The sequence below is a fragment of the Xanthomonas maliensis genome (assembly GCF_009192945.1).
Classification (GTDB): domain Bacteria; phylum Pseudomonadota; class Gammaproteobacteria; order Xanthomonadales; family Xanthomonadaceae; genus Xanthomonas; species Xanthomonas maliensis.
This window is the reverse complement of sequence record NZ_NSET01000025.1, coordinates 128,113-142,117: the sequence shown is the minus strand read 5'-3', so window position 1 is coordinate 142,117 and position 14,005 is coordinate 128,113. Positions and strand designations below refer to the sequence as shown.

Sequence of the window (14,005 nt, the reverse complement as noted above, 5' to 3'; positions counted from 1 at the left end):
CGCGTTGCCGCCGCCATAATCGCTGTGGCACAGTGCAACGGGTAAGGCGTGGCGGGTCCATGTCCCCTTGAACAGCAGCGATTGATCCGATGCCGGATGTAGACGAGATCCCCGAACGCCGCGATGAGGTCTCCTTGGGCGATCTGTTGCTGCAGCTGTTGCACTTCTACCGTCAGTTCGGCCGCCTACTGATCCCGCTGGCACTGTTGCTGGGCATGCTGGCGGCCGTCGTCGTTCACCTGCGCCCTTCCTACACGCTCACTGCGCTGCTGGAAACGCCGCAAATGACCCTGGAACAATGGCGCAAGCTGCAGCCCATGCTGGCCGACCGCCAGCTGGTCGCTGCCTCGCTTGCCAGCCTGCCCGCGCTCCCGGCCGAGCAGCGCGCGCGTCTGCAGCGCGCGTTCGTCCGCAGAACTTATTGGGATACCCGGGTGATCTACCGCAGCGCGATCGAACGCGACGACATCCGCCAACAGGTCAATATCGATCCCAAGAGCGTCGGTGCGCTCGGCCTGGAAGTCTCGATCTATGCGCGTGACGAGGCAACCGCGTCCAGCCAACTGGATGCCATTGCGCACCATGTCCGCCAGGTCGTGCTATGGGCAGGACTGCGCGACGCACTGGATAACTTGCGCCAGCAGACGCTCGAGCAGCGACCGCAACTCCAGATCGAGCAACTCCAGCAACAGTTCGCGATCGAGCAAAACAACCGACAGGCTGACGACATGCAGCAGTTGCTCGAGCGCTATCCGGAACTTCGGCGCAGCGAAGTCAATACGGTCGTATCGGTTGGCGATGGCGGTGGCCGCTATCTCTCGCCACTGGCGCAGATCGTCGCCTTGCAGTCCACTATCGCCGAAACGCGCACGACCTTGCGTCGTGTCGAGCGCGAACTGGAGCAGTTGGACGGCAAGCAACGCTTCCTGGACCGGGTGGACGCGCGCGTAGGCACGCTGCATCAGGGCCAAGCCCTGGCCGATTGGTTGCAAGCCAATCGCCGCGCCGTATTTGGGAACGGCACCCCTTCCGGCTCGCCGCAAGCCCAGGTGGCCAGCGAAATCGACTTGGCGCTGTCGCAACAACGCTGGCGGGCGCAACAAGTGCGCTATCGCGCCGTACCCACGTTATCGCCACAGCCAATCCCCTCGCGTCGACCATTGCTGGTGGGCCTGGCGGTCTTCGTCGCGGTCTTGCTGGCGTCCTCGCTGGGTCTGGCGATCTATGTGTTGGCGCGTCGCCAAGGCCACCGTCGGGTGCCCTGGTCAGCGCATACCGATCCCTTGTTTGCCTGGCTGCCGTCTGGCGTGCGGCGGCGTCTGCTCGGGCCGGCGGATGTACGCCCCTTGGGGCCTGAATGAGACGGGTGCTGGTCACCGGCGCGGCCGGGATGATCGGACGACGTGTCGCAGGCGCGTTGCTGCAACGTGGCGATGCGGTGGCGGGAATGGACGACCTGTCCAGCGGCCTGCATCTGCCCGATGGCCTGCATGCGACGATCATCGGCGATATCGGCGACCGCGCGACGTTGGCGGCCGCCTTGCGCGCGTTCCAGGCCGATGCACTGATCCACCTGGCGGCCATCCACCATATTCCCACCTGTGAAACCCAACGCATGCGCTGTCTGCAGGTCAATGTCGTCGGCACCGAAAGCGTGCTGCAGGCAGCCAGCGACGCTGCCGTGGCGCGGGTCGTCATCGCGTCCAGCGGTGCGGTCTACGCGTGGGACGACACCGCCTTGCGCGAAGACGCCAGCGCAACCGAGGCACGCGACAACTACGCCTTGTCCAAGCTCTGCAACGAGGGCCAGCTGCGCCTGTGGTGCGCTGGCGATGGCACCCGGAGCGGCCGAGTGGCCCGGCTCTTCAATACCATCGCCCACGACGACCCGAATGCGCACCTGATTCCCGAGGTGTTGACGCAATTGGCTGCCGACCCATCGGCGGACGCGGTGTTGCAACTGGGCAATCTGCAACCTCGCCGCGACTACCTGCATGCCGACGATGCCGCCGCAGGGCTACTGGCCGTGCTCGACGACTGCGGTACCGAACGGGCGTTCGATGTCTTCAATCTCTGCTCGGGCAAAGAGCATTCGGTGGCCGAGCTGGTGGAACAGATCGGCGCCCTGCTCGGCCGATCGCTGCGCCTGCAAGTCGATCCGCGACGCCAGCGTCCGCATGACCGTCAGCACCAGCTCGGCGACCCCGGCAAGGCGCTGCACCTGCTTGGCTGGCGTACCCGCTGGGACCTGCGCCAAGCGCTGCAGCGCACGCTGTATCACGACCATGCGGCCAGCCACGGATAAGCCGCTTGCGCCTGCTCGATCTCGTCAACCGCTGCAGCCGCTCGCCCTGGAAGCAGTCGCCGGAATGCTTGCCGTCGCTGTGCGATGCCCCGTTCCTGGCGCGACGCCTGCCTGGTGATACTCGCAACCGGATCCCGGTTCATCGCGTCGATTCCAACGCTCCGGTCGGCGATGACGACCACCGGGGCGGCGAATGTGAGCTGACCTTTGTGGGGGCAGGCGTTCGGTTGCACGAACGCATCTCGACCGCGCTGGCACAGATCGCGCCGACAAGCCACGACGCGTCCCGGACCCTCGGCACGCACGGTCCAGCGTCTCGTCTCGGCGATTGCGCTGCCGTGCATCGAGCCTGGATACTTCTGCGCTGTGGTTCCCACGCTTCTGCAAAGGGTGTCTGACGTGTCCGTGACGACCATCGAACGCCTCAAGCTCGCCTATCGCCGCTTGCGCGTCGGCGCCAACCTGCACCGCAACGATGCGCTCGGCGCGCTGTTTCGTGCCTGGGCTTATGTCCATGCCACCCAGCTGGCCGGCGACTACTACGAATTCGGCGTCTATCGCGGCAACAGTCTGGCCCACGCCTGGCTCTGCTATCGGCATCAGCGCCGTCGTATCGAGCGCAGCGCAGGATTGCCGTACCGCCATCAGGGCACGGTGCTGGAGTTTCTGTCGCAACGTCCACGCTTTTATGGGTTCGATACGTTCGCCGGCATGCCCGCCAATGCCGAGGGCGAAGACAGCCTGGCCACCGGCAGCTTCTTTGCCACCCAAGACCAGGCGCAGGCGCGCTGTGCGGCGGTGGGCCTGCGGACCCCGGATCTGCAGCTGGTCCCTGGCTTGTTCGCCGACAATGCCGATGCCATCGGCAGCACGCAGGCGGCCATCGTGCATCTGGACTGCGACCTCTATGGCTCGGCACGCGACGCGCTCAACCTGATTGCGCCACGCCTGGTCCAGGGCAGCGTGCTGCTGTGCGACGACTACGAGCTGTTCCGCGCTGACCGGCAACATGGCGAGCGGCGAGCGTTGCGTGAGTGCGCTGAGCGTTTTGGTATCGAGTTCGAGTCCTGGTTCGCCTACGGCAGCGCGTCGCGCGCCTTCCTGTGCCATGTCCCGACGACCGCATCCACTCGATCATGAGCGCAGATCGTCTGCGCACCGGATTCGCCGCGGGTGCGGCGATGTATGCGCTGGGCCAAGGCTGTGCGCTGCTGTTCCAGTGGCTGCTGTTGCGCCACTTCGGGCTGGAGGGCTATGGCGAAGTGGGCCTGGCGCATCTGGGCGTGCTGACGGTGGTGTTCCTGTCCGACCTCGGGTATGCCTCGCTGTTCTTGCGCGAGGATCCGGCCGCCGTGGACTGGGTCGAGCACTGGCGCCAGGCGCTCTGGCATCGACTGCTCGCCACGGTGGCGCTGGACGTGGTGTGGGTCGGCGGTGCGTGGTGGCAGTGTCGCGGCCACGGCGAGGGATTTGCCTATCTGCTGGCAGCGCTGCCCGCGACCGTGTTCGGGCTGGTGAGCTATTCGGCGCCCCTGCTTGCACAGGGGCGCCGCCTGTCTGGATTTCTGGTGCAGCAGTTGGCCATGCCGGTGGCGATCCTGGCCTGGTTGGCCCTTCGCCAGCTGCCGGGCGGGGCGGGTGGAGCCGGGGCAGGCCTGGCGGTGAGCCTGGGGTATCTGGCACAGGCGTTGGCCAATGCGCTGGTCTTCCGTGCGCCGCTACAGTGGTTGTGGCCTCGCCGCGGTGGCGGCCGCATGCTGCGCGCCGCGCTACGGCTGTCGCTGCTCGGGATCGCCGGCACGTTGCACGATCGCTTGACGCCCCTGCTGCTGGCGGCGGTGGCGCCGACCTTTCTGCCCATCTATCTTTTTCTGAATTACCTGATCGCAGGAGCGAGCGGGGTATTCACTCAGTTCAACCGCCTGCTGGTGACCGAAGCACGCGGTCCGGCGGGCGAACAGTGGGCCGATGCCCTGATATCGCTGGTGCTGGGCGTCTCAGCCGTCGGCGCCTTGGCGCTGCCGCTGATCGCGGCGCATTGGGGCAGCGTGGAACAGCTGGGCTGGCTGCCATGGGTCACGCCGGTGCTGGCAGCCGGTGCCACGACATTGCTGAGCAGCGTGTTGACGGCATTGTTGATCGGGCGCCATCGCGAAGGAGTGTTGGTGCCGCTGTTACTCGCCGGGCTGGCCTGCAGCACACTGCTGCAATGCGCAGCCGCCACGGCCCATGCATCTCAGGGACTGTTATGGGGGCGCTTCGTGTCGGTACTGGCGATCGCGGCGGTCAGCCTGCGGTTGTGCAGTCTGCGCCTGAATACCGGCGGTTATGCAGCGCTGCTGGCGGCAGGCTTGGCGGCGGCACCTGGCCTTGGCACGCCTGCGCTGGCGGTCGCGGCCATGTTGCTGCTGCCGATGGCCTGGGTGGTATGGCATCGACGGACCCTGTTGGGACCTTGGCCATCGGCCGCATGATGCGCGATGTCTGCGCGTGGAGATGGCCATGTGCGGCATAGTCGCGCTGCGTCGCTTCGGCGAGAGCGCGCCGCTGCAACCGCAGGTTGAGCGCGCACTGGACGCGCTGGCGCGGCGTGGCCCCGATGGACACGGTGTGCTGTGCTTGGCGCAGCCGGTGCCGACCGCGCTGGGCCACCGACGGCTGGCCATCTTCGACCTGAGTGCCGCTGCCGGCCAACCGATGCGTTGCGCCGACACCGGCAACGTCGTCATCTTCAACGGCGAGATCTACAACTTCCTGGAGTTGCGCCGTGAACTGAAAGCGCTGGGCCACGCGTTCCGCACCGACAGTGATACCGAAGTGCTGCTGCATGGTTGGCGCGCCTGGGGCGAGGAACTCTTTGTCCGCTGCAACGGCATGTGGGCGGTGGTGTTGCTGGAACAGGCAAGCGGGGATCTGATTTATTGTCGCGACCGACTCGGTGTCAAACCGCTGTATGTCCACCATGATGGACGGCAACTCGTACTTGCCAGCGAGATTCGCGCCATCGCCGCCGCGCTAGGCGGATATCCGGCGCCCAACCCGGCAGCGGTCTTCGATTTCCTCGTCACTGGCGTGTCCGACCATCAAGGCGACACCTTCTTCAGCGGCATTCGCGCGGTCCCGCCCGGATGGCTGTACCGGGTCTCTCCGACCGGTCACAGCCGCCGTCGGGCCTACCATCAATGGCCCCTGCCCGGTACCGGCGACCCCTTGGACAAAGCGTCGACACAGCAGCTGCTGGAGGACGCTACCCGCCTGCGGCTGCGCTCGGACGTCCCAACCGTGACCTTGTTGTCGGGCGGCTTGGACAGCTCGATCCTGACCACGCTCAGCGTGCAGGCCGGCGCGTTGCCGCGCACCTGTTTCGCCGGCGCCTTCAGCTATGGCTATAGCGACGCAGCACAAGCCGCCTTCGACGAAACAGAGGCGGCAGCGACGCTGATGCGCGAACTGGGTCAGAGCGATCGGCATGCCATCCACCGCGCGCACGCCATCCCCAGCGAGCAGGAACTGTTGGCCCTGGTGGCGGCGCAGGAAGAGCCGTTCTGTACGCCGTCGATCCTGGCCAGCTTCCGCATGTATCAAGCCATCCGTGCCGCCGGCTACACGGTGGTGCTCAATGGCGAAGGGGCCGACGAATTGTTCGGCGGCTACGTGCGGTTGTACCTGGCTCTGGCTGCCCGCAGCGCCCTGCATGCCGGGCAGTTCCCCACCGCGGCGCGCCTGCTGTCCACCGGCGCGGTGGATCCGCGCCTGCTGCTCAATCGCCTGGCGTGGGATTTGCCGGTTGGCCCGTTGGGTGCCCTGCTGCGCCAGCAGCGACCGAGCGTTGCGTGCATCTCCGATGCACTCTGGCACGCGCAGAGGCCGCGCTTGCAGCAGTGGCAAGTCGATCGACGGGCCGACGTGCAACAACGGCTACGCAACGATGTCCTGTCGACCAACCTGCCGATGGTGCTGCGCATGACCGATCGCAACAGCATGCATGCCGGCGTGGAGGTGCGCGCGCCATTCCTGGACTATCGACTGGTCGAGCGTGCGCTGGCGACGCCAGTGCAGCAGCGCATGGGCGATTACCACGGCAAGGCGTTACTGCGCGAGGCGTTCGCCGATCGTCTGCCGGCGCGGCTGACGACGCAGCGCAAGAGCACCGGTTTCGGACACGCCGAGCAATTCCTGGTGGATCGCATGCCCCTGCAACAGGCCTTGGCGACATTGCCGCCCGGTCTGGACGCGCTGCTCGATGTAGCGCGGCTACGCCGGGAACTGGCGCGCGGGCAGGTCCACAGCACGGTGTGGTTCGCAGTCTCGGTGGCGCTGTGGTATCGGAGCATCTATGCCTGATCTGCTCCCGGGATGGCCAGCGCCGTGGATGCCCGACCACGGGCAGTGCCGCTGTTGTGGCGCCACCTGCGCCCAGCGTACGGTCTGGGCGGAGGTCTACGTCGGCACTGGCCAGCAGCTACGCCGCTGCGGCAGTTGCGCCGCGGTGTACCTGGCACCGGATCTCACCGCCGCGGCACTGGATCATTTCTACGCGCACCGCTATCGCCGGCTGTTTCCTGCCGAAATCCCGTGGCGCGACCAGCAGCGCTTCTTCGCCTGGCGCGGCGATCGCTGGATCGCACAGCGCCGGCTGCGCCGGATCGCGCCGGAGCTGTCCCCAGGGGCGCGGGTGCTGGAAGTGGGTTCGGGCTTCGGGGCCTTTCTCGGCGCCGCCGCTGCCGGTCGTCCGGATCTGCGCTTGTCCGCCTGCGAACCGGATGCAGCGCATCGCCAGCAGTTGCTCGACGGCGCCACGGTGACCTTTCTGTCAACGCTGGACGCGATCGCCGATCCGCACTTCGACGCAATCGTCGCCTTTCACGTGCTGGAGCATCTGAGCGATCCGCGCGCCTTCCTGGCGGACATGGCGCGGATCCTCGTTCCCGGTGGCAAGGCCTGGATCGAAGTTCCCGATCTGATGAGCGGGTGGCGCTCGCGCAACTATGTCCATCCGGCCCATCTGAGCTACTTTTCCGCTCCGGTCCTGCGACGGCTGGCCGAAGCGGCGGGCATGACGGTGCTGGAGTGCGGTCCGTACGCCAGCGATGGCGTGCTGGCCGAAAACCTCTGGCTGCACCTGCAGCAGCCATTGCGGCCATGCCAGCCAACACCCTTGGCGATGGCCCCGTCCGACGAGATCGCGACGGTGGATGCACGCTTGGATCGGGTCGGGTGGAGCGCGCGCGATCGCCTGCAGCGGGTGCTCAAACATGCCGCGGTGCGTCTGCTTGGCGCAGGCCTGTTCGGCGAGTGGCAGCGCTGGCGTGGATATCGCCAGGTGCGCAAGGGGGAGCGACACGATGCGCTTCGCTGACTTCCAGCAGGCGCTGCAGGCGCAGTTCGGCGAGGAGGCGGCCGCTGCGCGCCATGAGATTTACTTTCTGAGCCGTCGACGCGGCGCGTGGCTGCGCGCCGCCATGGCGATGCTGCGCGATGTCTGGCTGTGCCTGCGGCTGCCGGCAGAGGCGCCGGCGGTACATGCCTGGACTGCCTTGGCGACGCTGCCCGGCAGCAATGGGTGGGGCGCATTGGCACCGTACGTGGCCGATCTGCAGCGACAAGGCACCGCCTGCACCGTCCTGATCCATCCCCGGCTGCGCGGTCAGGTGGCGGGGCAAGTGCCGGCGCGTCCGGCCTGGAGCGCGTGGTTGGCGGCCGCAAATGCCCTCCGTGTGCGCCGGAGCACCACCGGCGCGGCGATCGCCTCGCCCTGGGTGGTGCGCGCATGCGTGTTCCGTCAGCGCCTGTGGCGCGGTGCCTTTCAGCGGATGCTGCGCTCGCCGCCGAGCGGGGCCACGCTCTTGCTGCACAACGATTTCGACATGTACGCCAGCGCCGCATTACAGGCGACCGATGCATGCTGGCGCAGCGTCTGCGTACAGCATGGCCTGCCGACCGACGAGTTCTTCCCGGTACGTGCCAGGCACCACTTGCTGTGGGGCGCCAGCAGCGCGCAGGTGTACCGCGACCATGGCGTGGCGCCCGCTGCCATCGGGTATGGACCCCCGGTGGCAATCACCGAGGTGGACACTGCCAGCACCCCGGCCATCCTGTACGTGATGTCCCAGAGCCATACCCCGATCTACGGCATCGCTCTGGCGCCACACCTGCTGGCGCTGGCGCGGACCTTGCTCGAGGTCGAGTCCATGGGGATGGCGGTGCGGATCCTGCTACACCCGGAGGAAGTGCGCAGCGGTCACCCCTATCGCGAGCCGGCGCTGCAGCAGCGCTGCCAGCTCCCGCCACACCCACTGCTGGGGTCCACCGCCCAGCCGGCCGTGTTGGTGGGCTTCTGTTCGACCGCGCTGCTGCAGGCTGCCTGTCGCGGCCATTATGTGATCGGCATGGCCTGGCCGGCGTCCGCCTCGCAGGAGGCGCTGATGGTCGGACGACCCGAGCACCAGGTGGCCGATGCCGCTGCGCTGATACAGGCCATCCAGATGCTGCGCAACGATCCGGCCGCACGCCACCGCTTCGCCGCACAGCAGCGCCAGTGGCTGCAGCGCACGTTCGATCACGATGCGCAGTGGTCGCAGCAGCTGGTAGCTGCACCATGAGGCGCGCCTATCTGCTGCTGGCGGCACTGCTGGGGATCCATCTGGGCGATCTGGTGGTGGCCTGGCTGTATGGCGGCGGCGCGCTGCCGTCGGCCGCGTTGCTGCGACCGCTGCGCGACGCTGCACTGATGAGCCTGGCCGCTGTGGCCTTGTTGACAGTGCGCATGCCGCGTCCTTTGCTGGTGATGATGCTGGCGTTCGGATCGATCGCGCTGGCCTATGCGCCGCTCGGCTACGCGCATGGCTTGCCGGCCGGCATCGTGGTGGGTTCGCTGGGAACGCTGTTGCTGCCGATGCTGCTCGTGCTGGCGGGGTTCTGGTGCATGCCGGATCCGGCCGCGGCCCGGCGCGGTGCACGCTGGCTGGTCTGGCTGGGCATTGCCAGCGCTTTGTTCGGTGTCTGGGACCTGCTGCATACCGAGTTCTGGGTCGGTACGGTCCAGCTTCCGGATTACCTGGCGCAGGTGAAGGGCGTGCTTCCCAAGGACACCGATCCGACAACCGGCCTGCCTTGGAACTTCTTTGGCGGCGAGAATTACACGCGACGTGCGGGCGGGCTGCTGGCCGCGCCGTTGGCCCAGGGACAGTTCCTGGTCACCGCTGCACTGACCGTGCTGGGGCTGTGGCAGCGGCGCTGGCCATGGCGCGCCCTGCTCGCCTGCCTGGCCTTGCTCGTGGGCGTGTGGATGTCCGGCACGCGTGGCGCCATGTTGGCCGGCATCGTCGGTGTGCTCGGCTACCTGCTGACCAGCCGTGGTCTGGTGCGATCGCAATGGGCCCGGCTGGCGCTGGTCGGCGTCACCGCACTCGCCTTGGCGGCCGCGTCCTACGGCATTGTGATCACCGCCGTGAACTTCCGCGACGGTTCCACCATCGGTCACTGGTGGGCGTTGCAACGCAATCTCGCCGATCTGCACCAGGTGATGGTGTGGGGTGGAGGACTCGGCCGGCAGGGCGCGGTGGCCGCACGCCAGGCACTGACCGATCTCGGCGGCGGCGAGGGGGGCATCTTCACCATCGCCTACCAGATGGGGTTGCCGGCGGCTCTGCTGTTCCTGGCCTTCATCGGCTGGAGTCTGCAGACACTGTGGCATCGCCACCGTCGTCACGACGATCCACTGGCGTTGGCGATGTTCTGGCTGTTGTGCGGCATGACCACCACGCTGATCTCTTCCGACGTCGCGATGACGGTGTCCGGTGCCGGCGGCTTCTGGTTGCTGCTGGGTGGCGTATTGCGCCAATGCCGTGCGCCGCAGCCGCGTCCACCGATCGCGACTCAAGGTGGCGATCGCATGCCGATGACCGGACTGGCAGGAGGCTGAGCGATGCGCATCCTGCACGTTTACAAGGATTTCGCACCGCACGGCGGCGGCGGCGGCGTGGCGCGCCACATCCATGGACTGGCGGTCACCCTGGCGCAGGCGGGCCATACGCTGCGAATCGTCGCGCCACAGGCCGACGACCGTGTCTCGCCACATGGCTACGCCGTGGCACGTGCGCAGGCGTGGCAGCTCTGGCGCCACGTCGGTTGGGCAGAGCTCGTGCACGTCCATGGCGCCCGCACCCCGATCGCCGCACTTGCCGCCGCAATGGCATGGTGGCGCGGCAAGCGGCTGATCTATACCCCGCACTGCTACTACGACGACGATCGTGCGCTGAGCAAGCGCGTGCGCAAATGGGCCTGGGACCAGGCCGTCGAGCGACCACTGCTGCACAGCGCACAACCAACCGTGCTGCTATCGAGCTATTGGCTGGCGTATCTGCAGCGACGTCGACTGGCGCCGGGCATGCCACGCGTACTGCCCAATGCGGTGCTCGCCGGCGAGCAGAGCGCACCACCACACGGCGCGCAACCACTGTGCGGCACGCCGGTGCTGCTGTCGGTGGGCCGCCTGGATGAGGTCAAGCGGCTGCACGATGCGATTGCGGCGCTGACGGTGGCGGGCATGGAATCGGCGGCACTGCATATCATCGGGCGTGGGCCGGACCAGCCGCGCTTACAGGCTTGCGCCGCCGCGTACGGCGTGGCTGCACGCGTGCACTTCCATGGCTTCGTCGCCGACGCCGAGGTAGCGGCGATGGCAGCACGGGCCGATGCCTTCGTCCTGCCCTCCGCGATCGAAGGCATGCCGACCGTGCTGATCGAAATGCTGCTGCTCGGCTGTCCGGTGGTTGCCAGCGATATTCCCGGCAACCGTGCCATCCTCGCGCCGCTCGGCCTGCAAGCGGCCATGCATCCGTTGGGAGACAGTGCCGCACTGGCCGCCTGCGTCGCCGCCCAGCGCGGCCGGCGGATCGGGCCGGACATCGTGGCGCAGGTACAAGCGGGCTTCACCTGGGAGGGCCTGCGGGCCCGGGTGCTAGCGCTTTACGATACGCAACGCTCAGAGGAGTCTTCACCGTGACCACGCCGCCCACCCGCTTGTCTCTCTTCGGATGCCCGTTGGATCTGGTGACACCGGCGCAGATCCTGCAACGCGCGCAAGAGGCGGCCGATGGCGATGCAGCACCGCTCCGCATCGAAGGTCTGAACGTGGCCAAGCTGATCGATGCGCGCGCCCAGCCGGCATTGCAACAAGCCTTGCAGCAAGCCGAGGTGGTACACATCGACGGCGCAGGCATCAGCGTGGGCTTGCGGTGGGTCCAGCAGGATCCACCGCCACGACGGGCCGGCATCGACCTGATGCAGGACATGTGCGGCCAGGCGGCGCGCAGCGGCGCCGGCGTCTACCTGCTGGGCGCGCGCCCGGCCGTGGTGGCCGCCGCTGCGGAACGGCTGCGCGCGGCGTGGCCTGGCCTGCAGATCGTCGGCGCACGCGATGGCTATTTTGGCGATGCACAGATTCCGGCGGTGGTTGCCGAGATCGCGCGCTCGGGCGCGCGCTACCTCTTCATCGGGATCAGTTCGCCGAAGAAGGAGGTGTTCCTGGAGGCGCACTGGCAGGCATTGGGAGTGCCGGTCGCAATGGGTGTGGGGGGGTCGTTCGATGTGTTGTCGGGCATGCTGCCGCGCGCTCCGCGCGTGATGCAGCGTCTGGGCATGGAATGGTTGTTCCGCTTGCTGTTGGAACCACGGCGACTGGCCTGGCGGTATGTACGCACCAACACGCTGTTTCTGCTGCTGCTGTTGCGCGCACGAACGAGCCGCCGCTATCGGGCCCAAGCGGTCGCCGGCGCGCCTCGATGACGGCACGCCCGGCGGTCGTCGGCGCATCTGCACACCGTTCGAGCCAATGGCTGCAGGTGACCATTTGCCTGGGCATCTACCTGCTGTGCTGCCTGCAACAAGTCGTGCTGACCGGCCGCTACTTCGATGTCGGCCTGTCGCTGGGCTCGATGGCCATCCGCTGCGTGGCGCTGGCCATCAGCGCATGGGCCCTTTGGCGACATGGCATTCCCGCATGCCTGCGCCGGCCGTTGCTGGCGATCCTGCTGTGCATCGCTGCGCTGGCAGCGTCGGTGCTGGCATCGGAGCATCCTGCACTGGCATTCAAGTATGCCGTGCGTTACACCACCGCCTTGCTCTGGCTATGGGCCCTGCTCAATCTGGCGGTCACATCGCCACGCTGGCCGCGCGCGGCTATTTTGGCAGCGCTGATCGCGCTGTGGATCAACCTGCTGTTAGGGGGAGCGGTCCGGTTGCAGTGGCCATCCGCGCTGGAGATCTCGCTGGCCTTTCACGCGCAGGAGACCTTCAAGTATCTACCGCGGGTGTCGGGCATGTACGATCATCCGGCCCTGCTCGCCGCAACCGCCGTCATCGTGGCCTTGCTGACGGTGCAGCTGTATCACCGGCGCGAGGTCGGACGCGTACGGCTAGCCATGGCGGTGGCGGGCGCGGTGATCGCGCTGGTGCTGAGCGAGGTGCGCAATCCGGTGTTGCCGGTCGCCGCACTGATCGCCTGGTGGGCATGGCCGCGCCGCGCCGCGGCGCAACCGCGTCTTCGATCGAGCTTGGCCGCCTTGCTTGGCTTGCTGGCCGTGACCGGCTTCGTGCTGCGCCAGCGCTATGCCGAGATGACCAGCGCGGTGCACGAAAGCACGCTGACCGCGCTGTCGCTCGGGCGCACCTATCTGTGGGCCGGTGCGCTGGAGGCGTGGTACAGCCATCCGTGGTTCGGCGTGGGCGCTGGTGTCTTCCAGTTCCTGGTACCCGATTACACCGGCGGCCGTTTCGACCGCGGCGAGTTGCACGCGCACAACGTCCTGCTGGCGATCCTGTCGGAAACCGGCGTGTGCGGCCTGCTTGCCTGCCTGTGTCTGCTGTGCGCCTTGTGGCAGCCGTTGCTGCGGCACATGAGCGATCGCCGCTGGGCGATGATCTGGTTGCTGTTTCTTATCGGCCTGAACGTGTTCGACGTCTACCTGCTGTTCTACGCGTTTACCCTGCATGCGGCGCTGGCGATCGCCCTGCTGTACGCAGACCGTACTGACCTCAGCAACGCAATGCCATCCACGACTTAGCGAAGCCATAGAAACGTTCGGCGATCATGCTGGCGTCGGGAAACACGTGTTCCATGTCGCGCTTGGGAGCAGGCCGATGCCCTGCAAGACGCGGCGAGCCTCCCGACGCGTCTGCGCTCGCTCCATGCGCCCAGGGGGATCTGGTACCACAGCTCCGCCTGCCAGGCGCGCGGAAGGAACTGCAGGCCGGGCGCAAGAGAGTGCGGCTCGGTCGGAAACCAAGCCTTGGGCGTCTGTACGTAGTAGTGCGCCGCCACGCGCCGGATCTCGGCGGCGAAGGCCTGCATCCGCGCGATATCGCCGACGTGCTCGATCAAGGAGTGGAATGAGCGATGTCGAAGGCATTGTCGGCAAACGGTGGCGCACAGCCGTCGCCCTGCTGGACGCGTCGAGGGGGTGCTACTCCATCCGACGGGGGGCCGTCGAGATTGACGATCGGCACCTCGCAGGCGTACCTGGCAAACAATTCCTTCGGTACATGCGCCCAATAGGCGACGGTGCCGCCGATGTCGATCACCTGGCAGTGGCCTTGGCGCCGATGACAGGCGCGCACCAGCTCCAGGCATCGACGCAGGCGGCGTGCGCGCAGTCGGGCGCTGAGCGAGCTGGCGTCGTTGTCGTCGGCTTGCGCGCG

Annotated in this window: 13 protein-coding genes; 12 read left to right on the top strand and 1 reads right to left on the bottom strand. The window is 67.3% G+C overall.

Translation table 11 applies throughout. The features are described 5' to 3' along the window. Positions 1-89 precede the first annotated feature (89 nt). From CKY51_RS08755 to CKY51_RS08700, 12 genes are read left to right on the top strand one after another with little or no spacing between them, the layout of a single operon-like run. Positions 90-1,361 (top strand): hypothetical protein, encoded by a 1,272-nt coding sequence (locus CKY51_RS08755; protein WP_022972369.1) that lies wholly within the window; start codon positions 90-92, stop codon positions 1,359-1,361. Beyond that, a complete protein-coding gene (locus CKY51_RS08750; protein ID WP_022972370.1) occupies positions 1,358-2,305 on the top strand; it encodes an NAD-dependent epimerase/dehydratase family protein in 948 nt (315 codons plus the stop codon). The genes CKY51_RS08755 and CKY51_RS08750 overlap by 4 nt, the downstream gene beginning before the upstream one ends. 5 nt (positions 2,306-2,310) lie before the next feature. Beyond that, entirely contained in the window at positions 2,311-2,703 is a 393-nt protein-coding gene (locus CKY51_RS08745) for a hypothetical protein (RefSeq protein ID WP_152249116.1), read from the top strand. 1 nt (position 2,704) lies between these two features. Further along, on the top strand, positions 2,705-3,445 hold the full coding sequence (locus tag CKY51_RS08740; RefSeq protein WP_022972371.1) for a TylF/MycF/NovP-related O-methyltransferase: 741 nt from the start codon (positions 2,705-2,707) through the stop codon (positions 3,443-3,445). Further along, entirely contained in the window at positions 3,442-4,779 is a 1,338-nt protein-coding gene (locus CKY51_RS08735; RefSeq protein WP_238319495.1) for a hypothetical protein, read from the top strand. The genes CKY51_RS08740 and CKY51_RS08735 overlap by 4 nt, the downstream gene beginning before the upstream one ends. A 28-nt stretch (positions 4,780-4,807) precedes the next feature. After that, positions 4,808-6,649: an asparagine synthase (glutamine-hydrolyzing) gene (gene asnB / locus CKY51_RS08730; protein ID WP_031339789.1), complete on the top strand. Its 1,842-nt coding sequence runs from the start codon at positions 4,808-4,810 to the stop codon at positions 6,647-6,649. Continuing rightward, the gene (locus tag CKY51_RS08725) at positions 6,642-7,664 is read left to right on the top strand and encodes a class I SAM-dependent methyltransferase (protein ID WP_031339790.1); all 1,023 of its coding nucleotides are present in this window, start codon (positions 6,642-6,644) and stop codon (positions 7,662-7,664) included. Before asnB ends, CKY51_RS08725 begins: the two co-directional genes overlap by 8 nt. Continuing rightward, positions 7,651-8,907, top strand: a complete 1,257-nt coding sequence (locus CKY51_RS08720) for a hypothetical protein (RefSeq protein ID WP_031339791.1) — start codon at positions 7,651-7,653, stop codon at positions 8,905-8,907. Before CKY51_RS08725 ends, CKY51_RS08720 begins: the two co-directional genes overlap by 14 nt. Further along, a complete protein-coding gene (locus CKY51_RS08715) occupies positions 8,904-10,229 on the top strand; it encodes an O-antigen ligase family protein (RefSeq protein WP_022972376.1) in 1,326 nt (441 codons plus the stop codon). The genes CKY51_RS08720 and CKY51_RS08715 overlap by 4 nt, the downstream gene beginning before the upstream one ends. Before the next feature lie 3 nt (positions 10,230-10,232). Continuing rightward, positions 10,233-11,312 carry a glycosyltransferase family 4 protein gene (locus CKY51_RS08710; protein WP_022972377.1) on the top strand — a complete coding sequence of 360 codons (1,080 nt, stop codon included), beginning with the start codon at positions 10,233-10,235 and terminating at the stop codon, positions 11,310-11,312. Next, entirely contained in the window at positions 11,309-12,094 is a 786-nt protein-coding gene (locus CKY51_RS08705) for a WecB/TagA/CpsF family glycosyltransferase (RefSeq protein ID WP_081641377.1), read from the top strand. Before CKY51_RS08710 ends, CKY51_RS08705 begins: the two co-directional genes overlap by 4 nt. A gap of 56 nt (positions 12,095-12,150) precedes the next feature. Next, on the top strand, positions 12,151-13,371 hold the full coding sequence (locus CKY51_RS08700) for an O-antigen ligase family protein (protein WP_238319497.1): 1,221 nt from the start codon (positions 12,151-12,153) through the stop codon (positions 13,369-13,371). Positions 13,372-13,684: 313 nt separating this feature from the next. Here the strand turns inward: CKY51_RS08700 and CKY51_RS08695 are convergent, their stop codons facing one another. Beyond that, positions 13,685-13,888: a hypothetical protein gene (locus CKY51_RS08695; RefSeq protein ID WP_152249115.1), complete on the bottom strand. Its 204-nt coding sequence runs from the start codon at positions 13,886-13,888 to the stop codon at positions 13,685-13,687. Positions 13,889-14,005 lie beyond the last annotated feature (117 nt).

What these genes read in the sequence shown, in the direction of transcription:
- CKY51_RS08755 (WP_022972369.1), top strand. Translation starts at nt 90, where the DNA reads ATGCCGGATGTAGACGAGATCCCCGAACGCCGCGATGAGGTCTCCTTG.
- CKY51_RS08715 (WP_022972376.1), top strand. Translation starts at nt 8,904, where the DNA reads ATGAGGCGCGCCTATCTGCTGCTGGCGGCACTGCTGGGGATCCATCTG.
- CKY51_RS08750 (WP_022972370.1), top strand. Translation starts at nt 1,358, where the DNA reads ATGAGACGGGTGCTGGTCACCGGCGCGGCCGGGATGATCGGACGACGT.
- CKY51_RS08720 (WP_031339791.1), top strand. Translation starts at nt 7,651, where the DNA reads ATGCGCTTCGCTGACTTCCAGCAGGCGCTGCAGGCGCAGTTCGGCGAG.
- CKY51_RS08725 (WP_031339790.1), top strand. Translation starts at nt 6,642, where the DNA reads ATGCCTGATCTGCTCCCGGGATGGCCAGCGCCGTGGATGCCCGACCAC.
- CKY51_RS08710 (WP_022972377.1), top strand. Translation starts at nt 10,233, where the DNA reads ATGCGCATCCTGCACGTTTACAAGGATTTCGCACCGCACGGCGGCGGC.
- CKY51_RS08735 (WP_238319495.1), top strand. Translation starts at nt 3,442, where the DNA reads ATGAGCGCAGATCGTCTGCGCACCGGATTCGCCGCGGGTGCGGCGATG.
- asnB (WP_031339789.1), top strand. Translation starts at nt 4,808, where the DNA reads ATGTGCGGCATAGTCGCGCTGCGTCGCTTCGGCGAGAGCGCGCCGCTG.